Below are 14,447 nucleotides of genomic sequence, written 5' to 3' on the forward strand. Positions count from 1 at the left end.
GGGCTCCCTGCTTTTTTGTATTTAGAACCAATCGTCGCTGCCCGCCTTTTCGGCAGCGGACTTATGTTCCGGCGAGATTTCCAGTATCTCCGTTGCGAAGACGGCGGCTTGGATCATTTCCTCCAATCCCGGAACAAAGGATTCCACTTTCCGAACCACGTTCAAATTCGGATTAGTGCTCGGTGATTTCGGCACAAACAGGGTACAGCAATCCTCATAAGGCAGAATTGAGGTCTCATAAGTTCCGATTTGCACCGCAGTGCGAATAATATCGTTCTTGTCCATCATAATAAGCGGCCGCAGCAGCGGTAATTCTACGGTCCTGCCGATAACATTCATACTGCTCAGCGTCTGGCTGGCGACCTGACCAAGACTATCTCCGGTTATGATCCCGAGGGCGCCCGATTGTATGGCAATCCGCTCGGTTATCCTGAGCATCGAGCGTCTCATCAGCGTAATGATCAAATGATCCTGATTGCATCCGGCAAGGGCCGTCTGAATATCGGTGAACGGCACCAGGTGCAGTCTAATCGGGGCGCCGCTGAAATGTGACAGCCTTCTGGTCAGCTCGATGACTTTTTCCTTGGCCTGCTCGCTGGTAAACGGGTAGCTGTGGAAGTGCACGGCTTCGATTTCAAGCCCTTTCCGCATCGACAGATATCCGGCTACAGGGCTGTCGATCCCACCGGAGAGCATCAGCATCGCTTTACCGTTTGTAGCGAACGGAAAGCCCCCTGCCGCCTGCACCACCTCGCTGAAGATATAAGTGCCTTCAGGCTGGATCTCCACGCGCAGCTCCACCTCCGGCTCCTTTACATTGACCTTCAAAGCGGGTATGGCCCGCAGTACATGCGCCCCGACAAGCTGGTTCATTTGCTGAGAATCGTAAGGAAACGATTTCTCTACCCGGCGAACGGAAACCTTGAACGTTTCAGGCTCCCTCGCAAGCGATTTCATAACGTCCAGAGCAGTGCCCAGTATGACTTCCAGTTCATTCGCCACACGCTTGACCGGACTGAAAGACCCGATGCCGAATACGTCCTTCAGGACGTCTGCAATAGGGCTGTAAGGCTCATGATTTAAGGTAACATAGATCCGGCCGTAAGTGCGGTTGATCTTGACGCCCGGAAACGGGGCAAGCACCCTTCTCACCTGTTCTACCATTCTTTTCTCGAATTGACCGCGGTTGCGGCCTTTTATCGTATACTCGCCAAAGCGAATCAAGATTATATCCGGCGTCATTCTCACTTGTCCTTTCTTTCGAGAGGCTTTAACTCCTGTACAACCTTCCGCAGCGTCCCGCACAAATATTCAAGCTCAGCCTCTCCGTGCTCATCGCCGAAGCTGATCCGAATGCCGCTTGACGCCCGTTCCCTCCCTGCACCCATAGCTTCCAGCACACGGCTGGGCTTATCGTCCTTGGACGAACATGCCGATTTGGTCGACGCGAGGATATTATGCTTCTCGAGCATATGAACGAACACCTCAGGCTTCATTCCGGGGTAGGAAAAATTCACGATGTGCGGAGCCGTTCGGCCGAAATCGCTTCCGTTAAGCGACAATTCGGGAATTTCATTGATTGCGCCGACCAGAATGCTTCGCAATGCATACATTCGCTCACTGCGGACGGCAAGGCTCCCGGCAGCCAGGCGAAACGCCTTGGCCGCGGAGACGATCGCCGCAACATTCTCCGTACCTGGCCGCAGGCCATACTCCTGCAAGCCGCCTGAGAGCAGCGAGTTTAGCTGTACGCCTTCACGTACATATAATAGTCCGACTCCCCTTGGTCCACCCACCTTATGTGCGGAAGCGGTAAACAAATCAATGCCGCATTCCGACAAATCAACCGGCACTTTACCCACACTCTGTACGCCGTCGACATGAAACACAGGGCCGCGGCCGCGAGCCTTCAGCAGGCTCCCGATTTCTTTTACAGGTTGGATGGAGCCGACTTCATTGTTTACATGCATGACGCTCACAACGGTCGTTTCGCCCGTCAAAGCGGCTTCTATATCGCTTGCCGACACGACGCCGCCGCCATCGGGCATCAGGTACGTGACCCGGAAGCCTTCCTTCTCCAGCCTCTTGAAGGTATCGAAGACAGAGGGGTGTTCGATAGCGGTTGTTATGAGATGCCTGCCTCGGTTAGCGTATGCCATGGCGGCGCCGGCAACCGCCAGATTGTTGCTCTCCGTTCCGCCCGAGGTGAAGATCCACTCCTGCGGCTCTGTACTGAACAGACCGGCGATCACCGTTCTCGCCCTATCAAGCAATTGGCGGGCCTCCAAACCGCCCCGGTGCAGCGAGGAAGGGTTCGCATAATGCTTTGCCATCACTTCGGCCATCGTGCGGATGACCTCTTCATGAGGGGGCGTAGAAGCGCAATGGTCGAAATAATACATCTGCCGATTCTCCTTTCCCGTGCAAAATAAAAAGATCAACGACAGAGCCCGGCGGCTTCACGGACAGAGCTCTTCGCGATCTATACATCCTTGGAAACAATGTTCCTGTTTAAACTGCGTACATCGCCTTGGCGTTTAACACTTTCTCAATGTACCGCCGTGTTTCTGAAGGCAGCGATTCAAGCTTCTCCGCGACGTCTGCATCCGTCCGGATACCCGCCCTGTCGACCCGGCCGGGACCGGCATTGTATGCGGCGAGAGCAGCCTGCTCGTTGCCTTCGTATTTACGCATCAGGTAGGACAGAAAACGTGCGCCGCCCTCAATATTTTGCTTAGGATCGAAAGAGTTCGTCACACCAAGTCCGCGGGCTGTCGCATCCATCAACTGCATGAGCCCTTTGGCCCCGGCCGAAGATACGGAATTCGGATTAAAGGAAGATTCGGTATGGATCACGGCCCTGATCAATGTGGGATCGATTCCGAATTTCGAAGCGGCTTCGTTTATGTAGGAATCATAGGACGAGGAATCGCCCGCGGGAACTTCACCGGTGTTCTGGATTGACGGAAAATAAGGCAGCGGCTGCTTGAATAATTGCGCTGCGGATGCCGTATCTGTCATGGCTTCCGTTTCGCCGCCGGGTTGAAGAAGCCCGCTTGATTCCGATAGAAGCTGCTGAAGCATATCGCCGAACAATGAGGACCCGTTGTCAGTACCCGTTGAAAGCATGTTCTGGCTGCTGCCGTCCAAATTGAGACCGGGCATCCACTGCAGCTGGAGCAGCGTTCTCATAATGCGTGGGTCGATGCTCATCGTTTTCCTCCGATCTGCCCTATAATAATGACAGAATTTGATCTTATTTTACATCGTTTTCAATGGATATGCCAGCATGTTTATAGACCCACCATAAGAATTGCAAAATAACCGGCGGAGGATTATGTCCGCCGGTTGGTGCCGTACCCTACGTGATAGCGTAATAAACGGGTATGAGCACAAGATACGAAAGCATAGCGATCAAGCCTAATGTAATGGACCAGATTCCAAGAACCCTCGCCCCTTGGCGAAATGCGATGTACCCTACGACCGCTGCAGACACACCAAGCAGCACAGGCCATATAAACCAGGACATCACAGCGAGAACGAGAGCCGACCAGCCTGTCGCGACACCTGCGGAACGGGTCTCTTGTACGGCGTCGTTACGCAGCCGTCGCGAGCGGTCTTGCCTGCCGGCAGCAGTCGGTGGTGCGATCTCGGCAGCCATCTCTGCGTTGTAAGGACGGCTGTCGAGTTCCAGAGATTGGTGCGTTTTTGAAACATCATCCGCCGAATGCTTCTGATGGTGTCCCATATTGCGCCTCATTGTTTCGGCTTAAACGTGTGGCAGCACGTGCCGGCGGATTCCTTCGCGGCATCCTTATGCTCCGAGATATAGTTCTCCTCGGCAAACTCAGCTTTGAAATTATCATGCGCATGGCTGTCGACATCAATCATGATCTCATCGGCATGACAATTGTTGCCCTGCCCCCAATAGGTGCAGTTCGAGACGCTGCAGCTTACGCCTTTCGGCATAAAAATCACCCCCGGTATTCAAGTTGCCCGTACCGGGGGTGAGTTATGCCTGTTTATTTTTGGCCCTGCATGCGGCGCTGCGTCATGTAGTCGCTCTCGTAGTAAGATAAATCATCGCGAAGTTCCTCGAACACTTTGGAAACCGTGAGAACCGTATCGCGGGCTTCACCGACCGGTTTTCTGCGGAATCGGATCGCGTCCTGCCCGGTGTAGGCATAACGGCCGTCCTCGGAGTAACATTCGTTTTTCGGATAGAAAAACGCATTCACACACTGATGGTATGCTTCATAAAGTGCGCGTTCCGCGAAATCGTTGTCGAAATTGGGGCGTCTGATCGCTACACCCAATTTTTCGTAAGCGACTTCCGAGAAAACGAGCAGATGGCGAAGGTCAGACAGCAATCCTTTATAGAAAAGCTCCGCTTCATTCCCTTGGTCTTCAGCTACAAGCTGTGGAAGCGCATGCTGGTTTAAAAAAGTCTCCAGGTGCCCAATAGCATGTTTTAACTTGTCCCTTGTCGACTCGCTCAGCGGTTTCACGTTTGTCGATGGCATAATCGGTAGATCCCCTTTCGTCGTTCAAAACCATACTTAAACCATTACATCGTACCACAAAATGCATGCGGATGGTACTGTCTGAGCGACGAGTTTGCCGTATATTTTCATGAGCCGGACCGAACTCTAAGCAATAGCAGCCGGAGACGGCTCATTGATCAGGAACCCGAGGAGGAACTAACCAAATGAGACGCAAATTGCTCGGCTGGTCCGCCGTGGTGGCGGCCGCCGTTTTTCTCATTCCGCTCATGCCCTGGTTCGGCGCGCCGGATAACGTCAACAGACCCGCCGATCAGACCCGCACAATGTCCGTAAACCAGGAACATGTGATGAAAATGCAAACGGTCAAACGCGATATGGAGGCAACTGCTCTGTTATGCAGGACCGAATGCGCGAGAAATTTTCACAAGCTGATGTCGAAGTCAACCGCCCACCCTACCGCCAACGGAGCGGAAAACGAGCTAAGCCATATGATGAAGATGCATAAGCAAATGGTTTATGTCCTTTGGAAGCGAGGGGGGAAAACCTTGACCAAAGGAAATATGCCGTCAGCCGAAAGCAAGCCGCTGCATCAGCATCTGGCCGCCGCCAAAGCAAGTTTAAAAACAGGTAAAGCCTATTCATCTCCCTCGTTTCAGACAGGTAATCACCGTTATGTCATTATAACGGTTCCCGATCAGCGTAAACCAGGAGAAGGCATAGTCGGCATTCTGCTTCAGGATATCGTCGCACAGGTCGAGCACCATCAGCGCCGCAATCTCCGCGTAATACCGTATCCGGCTGAAGGCAATTACAGAATCGAATCCGCAGCGCCTAACAGCACGAAGGATATCACGGTCAAATCCGGTGAAGACAACGGTAATGCCAGCCACTACCGCATCAATGAAGTGGTTGTCAGATTTCAGCAGCCGCCGAGCGAGGCGGATATAAACCGGATGAAGAAAGATTTATCAGCTATTTCGGTTAGAAAGCTCGGCTATACGTATGTGTTCCGTTCGGCAAAAATGGAAGCGGAGACGATGATGCATTACTTCCGCACGTCTTGGAGCCCCCAGTACGTAGAGCCGCATTATTTGTATATGACGAATGATGTGACCCCGATAATTCCCAATGACGCGCTTTATTCGCAGTATCAGTGGAATTTGCCGTCAATTGAAACCGAGAAGGGCTGGAACCTAACGAAAGGCAGCGATAAAGTGCTGATTGCGGTGCTCGATACCGGGGTTCAGGCCGACCATCCGGATTTAAAGGGCAAGCTGGAGAAAGGAACGAATATTATGACCGAAGGCGATGCGCCCGACGATGATGTCGGCCACGGAACGCATGTAGCAGGCATCATTGCAGCCTCCGTCAATAATGGCGAGGGAGTGGCCGGTCTGTCCTGGTACAATAAAATCCTGCCGGTTAAAGTGCTTGACAGCAGCGGAGCGGGCTCGACTTATTCCGTAGCGCAGGGGATCATATGGGCAACCGACCATGGAGCCAAAGTCATTAATATGAGTTTGGGCAATTACGCGCAGGCAGAGTTTCTGCATGATGCGATAAGGTATGCTTATGACCGCGGCGTCGTGCTTGTAGCCGCGAGCGGAAACGACAATACGGATCGGCCCGGTTATCCTGCAGCATATCCGGAGGTATTCGCCGTAGCGTCTACCGATGCCGACGGCTCCAGATCCTCCTTCTCGAACTATGGCGACTACATTGACGTAGCGGCGCCCGGAGCAAGTATTGCCAGCACCTATCCCGGCAGTCAATACGCGGCATTGTCTGGCACCTCAATGGCAAGTCCGCATGTAGCCGCTCTTGCGGGCTTGATCCGTTCGATCAATCCGGACCTGACCAATGTTGAGGTCATGGATATTATGCGTAAATCTGCCCGGGATCTTGGAGCCGCCGGGAAAGACAATAATTTCGGATACGGGCAGATCGATATTGTCAAAGCGCTGGAAATGGCCCGGAGGTCTGATGTTTCGCTGCTGCGGTTTCCGGAGCAGGTCAAACAACGTTTGGAGCAAATTGCCGATAAGTATGAGGTCAATGCAGCAGACGGGGCCAAATAAACAACAAAAAGGCTGAACAAAAAAGGCTGTTCCCAGACTCCGAGGAGAAGGAACAGCCTTTTGAATTTGTAAAATTAATCGTTGCGGAAAGCTTGCCGTAAGCCGGGTTCTGTACTTCATGTGGTCTGAACGGGAACGACCCTCCCACTTCGAAGCGACAATCATCTATCTAGGCCGATCATTGCTGACCGGCTCAAGCGACCAACCCGAACGCACCCGGGCAGGGGTGCAGCGCATGCCAATGCTTCCATTAGCCGGCTGCTGCGTTCTCTCGGTCTTGCTCCAGATGGGGTTTACCAGCACCGTTGTCACCAACGGTCCTCGTGGTCTCTTACACCACGGTTCCACCCTTGCCTGTGCCGGCGGTAAAGCCGGCCATCGGCGGTCCGTTTCTGTGGCACTATCCTTCGGCTCGCGCCGACTGGACGTTATCCAGCATCTCTGCCCTATGGAGCCCGGACTTTCCTCTCGCGGCTTCTCAGCCGCCAGCGATTGTCTGTCAAACTTTCCGTTGTATAGCCAGTATACTAAGAATAGAGCAAAAGCTCAAGTTTGAAACATTGCCTCTACTTACGATTATTGCCTATACGAACCTGAAAGGCTCGGTTTCGATTGCGGAAGCAACTGCGACGGTCGTATATTTACGTTCGCTTAGTTCGCGTGTCAACCAATCCGCCAGTCTCGGCTTCATGATTTTCTCGATGTTATGGCCGGGATCGATGATCGCGAGTCCGGCTGCAAGCGCATCATGCGCGGAATGGTAATCGATATCGCCTGTCACCAGAACATCTGCGCCTGCAAAAAGCGCATGACGCACATATTTAGCCCCTGCTCCGCCGAGCACGGCAACTTTTTGGACCTCGCGCTCCGGGTCACCGACGATTCTGGCTGCAGGCACGCTGAACGCCTCCTTGACGCGGTTTGCAAGCGTCTTAAGCTTCATTGGCTCGGTCAGCCTGCCGACGCGCCCTAAACCGAAGGAGCGGCCCTTCAGATCCACCGGATATAAATCGTAGGCCACCTCCTCGTAAGGATGAGACTTCAGCATCGCTTGCACGACTTTGCGGTGAACACTATGAGGAACAACGGTTTCTATACGCATCTCCTGAACTCGCTCGAGCCGCCCCTGCTTTCCGATGAAAGGCTGCGTCCCTTCTCCCGGCATATATGTGCCGGTGCCTTCGATATTAAAGCTGCAGCAGCTATAATCGCCGATTGCGCCCGCTCCGGCGTTCCAAATCGCCTTGAGCACTTGGTCGTGGTGACTGTGGGGAACAAAGACGACAAGCTTGTACAGCTTATCCGTATGAACCTCCTCCAGAGACGCCCGCCCTTCGGATGAAATGCCCAGCATATCGGCCATCCAATCGTTTATACCGCCTTGCGCCACGTCCAGATTCGTGTGCGCGATATAGACTGCTATATCATGCTTTATCAGCTTTTCATACAATTTTCCCGCAGGTGTCGACGTATCCAGCTTCGCCAAAGGTCTGTAGATGATAGCGTGATGAGCGATAATAAGCTCCGCACCCGCGGTAATCGCTTCGTCCACTACTTCATCGGTTACATCCAACGCAATAAGCACCTTGCTTATTTGTTTTTGCAGCGTCCCCAGCTGAAGGCCGATTTTGTCGTTTTCCACCGCAAAATGTTTCGGAGCCAGCTGTTCGATCAGTTGGGCGACCGTTTGACCGTTTACAAACATGCAAGCACCTCCTCAATCTGTTTCATTTCACCACGGAGCATCCGTTCTTTTTCACGCGACTCGGGTAACGCCGAGAGCTCCAGCTGCCGGCAAATCCGCTCCAGCTTTTCAAGCTCCAGAAGCCATTTTTTCTTAAGCAGCGGCTCACCGCTTCTTAGAAGATACGGCCCCATCCGGTAAAGCCATTCCCTTCGGCCGGCAGACGGCAGCTGAAGTGACAGAAAAGAGGCATCGTACAGCTGTTCATTATGCCGTCGAGCTTCTTTCGCATCCGCTAAGACCGCCGCGTGCAGCACTTCATAAATACGGCCGTCTTCCTCCAGTATCGCTTCACTCTGAAGCACATAGTCATGTTCCGCAAGCCATCTTCTGACGATATCCTCGCCGACATTGGGCTGCAATACAAGCTCTCTAACTCCGGCCAACCTCCCAGCGGACCACCCTTCCTGAAGAATACCGCTCATTAAACTGCCGCCCATTCCGGCAATCGAAACGGTATCCGCCTCGCCAGGGGCAAGCACCGACAGTCCGTCGCCCTGGCGAACTTCGATAAGAGCATTCAAGCCCGCCTCCGCGGTTTGCTTCACTGCCGCTTGGTACGGACCCGGGTTCAACTCGCCCGCGATAGCAGCCGGGCATTTGCCGCTTTGCACAAGATAGACCGGAAGCAGCGCATGGTCGGAACCGATATCGGCAATCCGCGATCCATACGTTACCCGGTCCGCAATCGTTTGCAGTCTTTTCGACAACATTATCATATCAAGCAACCCACGCAATCCATTGTTTTCGCAGCGCGAAGAGGAGCAACCCTCCCGCTGTAATTTTCACGATAAGCTGAACCTGCAGCCATGCCTGCTCCTGGGCGAAAACGGCGGAGTACAGCTCGGGCATAAACCAAATGAGACCGCCGGCGACGAACAGGACCGCGGCAACCGGGCGCGACCAGCGATGAAAAAACCAACTGAGCCAACCAAATACAAAGGACGCCGGCAGCCAATAAAACTGAATTTCATACCATTCCGGCGAATCCGTATAGTTGGACAGCAGCCAGGCATACACGAGAAAGGAAGCCATCCATCCGCACAAATGAAGCACAGGTATACGCGTTCCAATTCCGAAGGTGATCCAGAATAAAGAGCATACGGTCAACAGACCTGCCTTCCAGCCCCACGCCGTGAGCTGATGAAGCTCGAGCATATATAAGCCTGATCCAAGCATAAGGAGCATACCGGATCCGACCAACGCAAGGCCGGCCGATTCGTTTTTCCGCCGGTAACGCTGTCCGGACAAGAGGAGGCCGAATACACCTGAGGCTGCCAAACCGATTTGCAATAGAGGATGAAAAACATTAAAATAAAGGATAACAAAACAAATCAAGGAAAAAATTCCAATTGCAAGAAACCACTGCTTCCACGAAGCTCGCTTTAGTACATGAACCGTTTTTCCTGCAAAGGTAGACTGCGCGCGTTCTTCATCCGTTTCCAGATACAAATTGAGCAAAAAAGCGCAATATTGATCCGGAAGCAGCTTGCTGCGCTGCCAGTGCTCGATCTCCTTGACAATTGTTTTTCGGCGTTCCTGATCCATGTCGACCGTTCGTTCCTTTCGGCCACAGCTTATAATCTCCTATAGTTTGAAAAAGACCTTGCCGCCGAAGCAGTAAGGTCTGTATGATTATTCGAGAAAATCCTTCAATCGCTTGCTGCGACTTGGGTGGCGAAGCTTACGCAGCGCTTTGGCTTCGATCTGCCGAATTCGTTCGCGCGTAACGCCAAATACTTTTCCGACTTCCTCCAAAGTGCGGGTTCGCCCGTCATCGAGTCCAAAACGAAGACGAAGCACATTTTCTTCCCGCTCGGTCAAGGTATCGAGCACATCCTCCAACTGCTCCTTGAGCAGCTCATATGCAGCCGCATCCGCAGGAGCGAGAGCTTCCTGATCCTCAATGAAATCACCCAAATGAGAGTCGTCTTCCTCACCGATTGGTGTTTCAAGTGAAACCGGCTCCTGTGCAATCTTCATGATCTCCCGGACTTTTTCCGTGCTCAAATCCATCTCGGCGGCAATTTCTTCGGGACTTGGCTCGCGGCCCAGCTCCTGCAGCAGCTGCCGTGAAACTCTCACGAGCTTATTGATTGTTTCGACCATATGAACCGGAATCCTGATCGTCCTGGCTTGGTCTGCAATTGCGCGCGTAATGGCTTGGCGGATCCACCATGTGGCATATGTGCTGAATTTGAAGCCTTTCGTGAAATCGAACTTCTCGACCGCTTTGATCAGCCCCATATTGCCTTCCTGGATAAGGTCGAGGAACAGCATGCCGCGTCCGACATAACGCTTGGCAATACTTACGACGAGCCGGAGATTCGCTTCGGCCAGTCTGCGCTTCGCTTCCTCGTCGCCGTGCTCGATCCGTTTCGCGAGCTCAATTTCATCGTCGGCGGACAACAGCGGCACGCGTCCGATTTCTTTCAGATACATCCGAACCGGGTCATTGATTTTGATGCCGGGCGGGAGCGCCAGATCATCATCGAAGTTGAATTCATCTGGTTCCCGTTCCTGATCATCCCGCTCTCTTCCCAACGGATGAGTTTCGTCGTTCTCATTAACCACTTCGATGCCGATATCATCAAGATGCTCAAAGAATTCATCAATTTGCTCCGGGTCCTGATCGAATGGCGAAAGCTTCTCCATGATCTCTTTATACGTTAAGGAGGAGCGCTTCTTGCCGTGTTCGATCAGCTGCTCTTTGACGAGCTCGAGCTTTTGTTCGGTGTCTAATTCAGTATGTTGATCATTCGCCATATTCCGACTCCCTCCTCCCTAGAAACGATCATCCTGCCGTCCTTTCAGCTGTCTCTCTAGGGCAATAATCTCACTTGCTATTTGTGCCGCGAGCAACATGTCGCCGGAACGTTCCGCCCGCACCATGTCTTCCTTCTTATGTTCGATTTCGCGAAATTTGGGTACTTTTTGAATTTCCTTAATATAGTGGACAAGCAGCTGCTCGTCAAATGGAAACTCATCGTCCATCATTAAGATTGAAGCGGCCGTTCTTTCGAGACGGTCGTCCTGGAGCGTTGCGATAAACCGGCTGACATCCGGATCATGACCTTGCGCATAATAAGCGTATAAATAAGCAGCAAGTGCTGCGTGATCCTCCACGTTAAAGGCTTCTCCAAGCTTCTCGTGCACCGCTTGCGCCGTTTCGCCATCCTGAAGCATTTGGGCGAGCAGCCTTCGTTCCGCGACCTGATAGGCAGGCAATACTGGAGGCGCAGAAGACGTACGACGGTTTTCATTCCTACCATTATTCCACGAATTGTCGTTATTATCCCTTTGAGGCTTGAACTTTTGCAGCTGCTGCCGGTGTTGAAAGCAGTCCTGCTTCAAGCTTTCCAGAGATATTCCGAACTCCCGGTGAAGCTCCTTGAGATAAATTTCACGCTCGATGGGGGAGTCCAGTTCGGCGATTATGCCGACCGCTTCGAGCAGGTAGTTCTTCTGTCCTTCTTCTTCTAGGAGTATATGGTTTTTTCTTGTATATATTAGCTTAAATTTTGTGACGGAAACCGGTTGTTCGATTATTTCCCGCATAAAAGCATGGGCGCCATGCCGTTCGATAAATTCATCCGGATCCATCCCCTTCGGCAGCATCGCGACCTGCACCCGCAAACCCGTTTTCTCCAGCAGCGGAATCGTCTTCAGTACCGCAGCTTGTCCCGCATTGTCACCGTCATAGCATAGTACGATTTCCTCCACATTGCGCTGCAGGATCGCCGCATGATCTTCCGTCAATGAGGTGCCCATTGTCGCTATACCGTTATTTACCCCTGCGGTCCATGCTTTGATCACGTCCATGTAGCCCTCAAAAAGCACAGCCTTGCGCGTCTTCCGCATCGCGGGTCTGGATTGATCGAGATTATAAAAGCTGCGGCTTTTGTTGAACAGCATCGTCTCCGGCGAGTTCAAATATTTCGGCTGTCCCTCGCCGAGAATCCTACCAGCCAAAGCGATGGTTTTGCCGTCGCGGTTCCGGATCGGGAAAATAACACGGTCACGAAACCGGTCAAGATAACCGCTTCCGTCCTGCTTGGCGACAAGCAGTCCGCCTTTCTCCATCAAATCCGCCTGGAACTCCCGTTTCTCCAGAAAACGTGCCAGCGTGTCCCATTCCGGCGGCGCATATCCGACCATAAAATGATCGATTTGCTTGTCGCTGACTCCCCGCGAACGCAAATACTGCAGAGCGTTCTGTCCGTGCGAAGTATTCATAAGCAGGTAATGGTACAATTTCACTGTCAGCTCATGAGCCTGGATCAGCTTATCGCGGTCACCGTTCTCCACCGCTCCCTGATTGTCATTCGGTCCTGTCCACGTAATCGGAATACCGGCTTCCTCCGCCATAGCGCGGACCGCTTCAGGAAAGGAATAACTTTCGATCTCCGCCACAAACTTGATCGCATGGCCGCCTTTGCCGCAGCCATAGCAGTAAAAAATCTGCTTCTCCGGCGTAACGGTGAACGACGGGGTCTTCTCGGAATGAAAAGGACAAAGCCCTTTCATGTATTTCCCTTGTTTCGAGAGGTGGACGTACTTTCCTACCGTATCCACGATATCGTGATGCCGGAGCACCGCTTCTATGACCGAATCCGGTATTTTACCGTAAGCCATACACCCCCACCTTCATCCTAAACCTTAATAGGTATTCGCTACGGTTCACCATTCTCCTGCCGACTCAGCAAAACTTTTGTCAGCTTTTGCTGAAATCGGACGCGATCTTCACCCGTCATCGCCCGTGGGCCTTTTGTCTTCCCGCCGGCACGCCTTCGTTTGGCAAGCTCATGCCTTCGTTCCATCAAGTAGTCGATATTGCCCTCATCATATTGCTGGCCGCGATTAGATAACGCAAGAGCGCCTTTGGCAAGCGCTATCGTGGCAAGCCCGAAATCCTGCGTGACCACGATATCCCCTCGAGCAACATGGTTGGCAATATACAAATCAACCGATTGCCCGCTTCGGTCCACCTGTACGATCTCTACGCCCGGCTGAGGCTCAAGCCGGTGGTCATAGGATGCGACCATAAGTACGGGAACGGACATTCCGCGCGCCACTTCGACAATCTCACGCTTGACCGGGCACGCGTCGGCATCGACCACGATCGTAGGTATAGTCGCCACGTCTATGCATCACCGCATCTTCTATTAAAGTACCGTACTATTATATACGGCAAATATCGAAAAAATCCTGCTAGGACTTTAGTTCGATTGAATGCATTCCATAATAAGACTTGCGGTCTCCTCCACCGCCCGGTGCGAAACGTCAATCACTACGCAGCCGATTTTCCCCATAATTTCGGCGGCATAAGCCAGCTCGCGTTCGATACGGGCTGTGGTCGCATATGCCGCGCTATCCGGCAAACCCAGCGCCTTCAGCCTTTCCTTGCGGATTACATTCAAATAATGAACGCCGATAGTAAGTCCGATTACCTTCTCCTTCGGAATGCCAAACAGCTCTTCCGGCGGCTGAAGCTCAGGCATAAGAGGCACATTCGCGACCTTGAATTTCTTATGCGCGAGGTACATCGAAAGCGGAGTTTTCGACGTCCGCGACACACCCACAAGTACAATGTCCGCTTTCAGTATGCCGGTCGTATCGCGCATATCGTCATATTTGACGGCAAACTCTACGGCTTCCACCTTGCGGAAATAATCTTCGTCGAGTACGTGGTTAAGACCCGGCTCCTGCCGTGACTTTCGGCTGGTCTTCTCCTCCAGACTGCCGATTAAGGAGCCGAGGAGGTCGATTGCGACGACAGCTTGTTCTTCCGAGATCTTGCACAGCAGATCGCGCAGCTTCGGGGTCACAAGCGTGTACAAAATAATCGCATTAGACTCTTTGGCCTGAAGGACCACCCTCTCGACCGCCGCTTCATCCTGAATAAAAGGCGCCCTGCGGATATCTGCATAGATGGGATGAAACTGGGCGACCGCCGCCCTTACAACGAGCTCGCCGGTGTCTCCGGCGGAATCCGAAACGACGTAGATAATCACTTCGGGCATTGCTACGGCTGCCATTCTATCGTCCCCCTCCAATTTTGGTGCACGAATTACGGACAAGCTGCGTTCATAGTCAACCAAAGAAACGACCGGCGCTTTC

At 52.7% G+C, this 14,447-nt stretch carries 14 protein-coding genes and 1 other RNA gene; 1 reads left to right on the forward strand and 14 read right to left on the reverse strand.

All coding sequences use genetic code 11. From position 1 onward, the window contains the following. Positions 1–21: 21 nt before the first annotated feature. The 6 genes from thiI to KZ483_RS19970 all read right to left on the reverse strand — a co-directional run bounded on the left by thiI (position 22) and on the right by KZ483_RS19970 (position 4,523). The gene (gene thiI / locus KZ483_RS19945; RefSeq protein ID WP_220349320.1) at positions 22–1,242 is read right to left on the reverse strand and encodes a tRNA uracil 4-sulfurtransferase ThiI; all 1,221 of its coding nucleotides are present in this window, start codon (positions 1,240–1,242) and stop codon (positions 22–24) included. Positions 1,243–1,244: 2 nt separating this feature from the next. After that, positions 1,245–2,402 carry a cysteine desulfurase family protein gene (locus tag KZ483_RS19950; RefSeq protein WP_220349321.1) on the reverse strand — a complete coding sequence of 386 codons (1,158 nt, stop codon included), beginning with the start codon at positions 2,400–2,402 and terminating at the stop codon, positions 1,245–1,247. A gap of 109 nt (positions 2,403–2,511) precedes the next feature. Next, entirely contained in the window at positions 2,512–3,213 is a 702-nt protein-coding gene (locus KZ483_RS19955) for a lytic transglycosylase domain-containing protein (protein WP_220349322.1), read from the reverse strand. A 148-nt stretch (positions 3,214–3,361) separates the two neighbouring features. Then, entirely contained in the window at positions 3,362–3,760 is a 399-nt protein-coding gene (locus tag KZ483_RS19960; RefSeq protein ID WP_220349323.1) for a DUF4190 domain-containing protein, read from the reverse strand. Beyond that, on the reverse strand, positions 3,757–3,969 hold the full coding sequence (locus KZ483_RS19965; protein WP_220349324.1) for a DUF1540 domain-containing protein: 213 nt from the start codon (positions 3,967–3,969) through the stop codon (positions 3,757–3,759). The genes KZ483_RS19960 and KZ483_RS19965 overlap by 4 nt, the downstream gene beginning before the upstream one ends. A 53-nt stretch (positions 3,970–4,022) precedes the next feature. Further along, complete coding sequence (locus tag KZ483_RS19970; RefSeq protein ID WP_220349325.1) at positions 4,023–4,523, reverse strand: YpuI family protein; 501 nt, start codon at positions 4,521–4,523, stop codon at positions 4,023–4,025. A gap of 185 nt (positions 4,524–4,708) precedes the next feature. Between KZ483_RS19970 and KZ483_RS19975 the strand changes: the two genes are divergently transcribed. Next, positions 4,709–6,583, forward strand: a complete 1,875-nt coding sequence (locus KZ483_RS19975) for a S8 family peptidase (RefSeq protein WP_220349326.1) — start codon at positions 4,709–4,711, stop codon at positions 6,581–6,583. A gap of 83 nt (positions 6,584–6,666) precedes the next feature. On the opposite strand, the gene rnpB is transcribed toward KZ483_RS19975, so the two are convergent. The 8 genes from rnpB to KZ483_RS20015 form a co-directional block, all read right to left on the reverse strand. After that, positions 6,667–7,091: RNase P RNA component class A (gene rnpB, locus KZ483_RS19980), an RNA gene on the reverse strand. Between the two features lie 75 nt (positions 7,092–7,166). After that, on the reverse strand, positions 7,167–8,288 hold the full coding sequence (locus KZ483_RS19985) for a Nif3-like dinuclear metal center hexameric protein (RefSeq protein ID WP_220349327.1): 1,122 nt from the start codon (positions 8,286–8,288) through the stop codon (positions 7,167–7,169). Further along, a complete protein-coding gene (locus tag KZ483_RS19990; protein WP_220349328.1) occupies positions 8,279–9,046 on the reverse strand; it encodes a tRNA (adenine(22)-N(1))-methyltransferase in 768 nt (255 codons plus the stop codon). The genes KZ483_RS19985 and KZ483_RS19990 overlap by 10 nt, the downstream gene beginning before the upstream one ends. A 1-nt stretch (position 9,047) precedes the next feature. Next, positions 9,048–9,875, reverse strand: a complete 828-nt coding sequence (locus KZ483_RS19995; RefSeq protein WP_220349329.1) for a hypothetical protein — start codon at positions 9,873–9,875, stop codon at positions 9,048–9,050. Between the two features lie 87 nt (positions 9,876–9,962). Continuing rightward, complete coding sequence (rpoD, locus tag KZ483_RS20000) at positions 9,963–11,093, reverse strand: RNA polymerase sigma factor RpoD (protein ID WP_220349330.1); 1,131 nt, start codon at positions 11,091–11,093, stop codon at positions 9,963–9,965. An 18-nt stretch (positions 11,094–11,111) separates the two neighbouring features. Then, positions 11,112–12,962, reverse strand: coding sequence for a DNA primase (gene dnaG, locus KZ483_RS20005; protein WP_220349331.1), 1,851 nt, complete (start codon positions 12,960–12,962; stop codon positions 11,112–11,114). A 38-nt stretch (positions 12,963–13,000) separates the two neighbouring features. After that, entirely contained in the window at positions 13,001–13,468 is a 468-nt protein-coding gene (locus KZ483_RS20010) for a YaiI/YqxD family protein (RefSeq protein ID WP_220349332.1), read from the reverse strand. A gap of 78 nt (positions 13,469–13,546) precedes the next feature. Beyond that, positions 13,547–14,365 carry a pyruvate, water dikinase regulatory protein gene (locus KZ483_RS20015; RefSeq protein WP_220353556.1) on the reverse strand — a complete coding sequence of 273 codons (819 nt, stop codon included), beginning with the start codon at positions 14,363–14,365 and terminating at the stop codon, positions 13,547–13,549. Positions 14,366–14,447: the final 82 nt, after the last annotated feature.

This window comes from Paenibacillus sp. sptzw28, from assembly GCF_019550795.1.
In the GTDB taxonomy this organism is placed as follows: Bacteria; Bacillota; Bacilli; order Paenibacillales; family Paenibacillaceae; genus Paenibacillus_Z.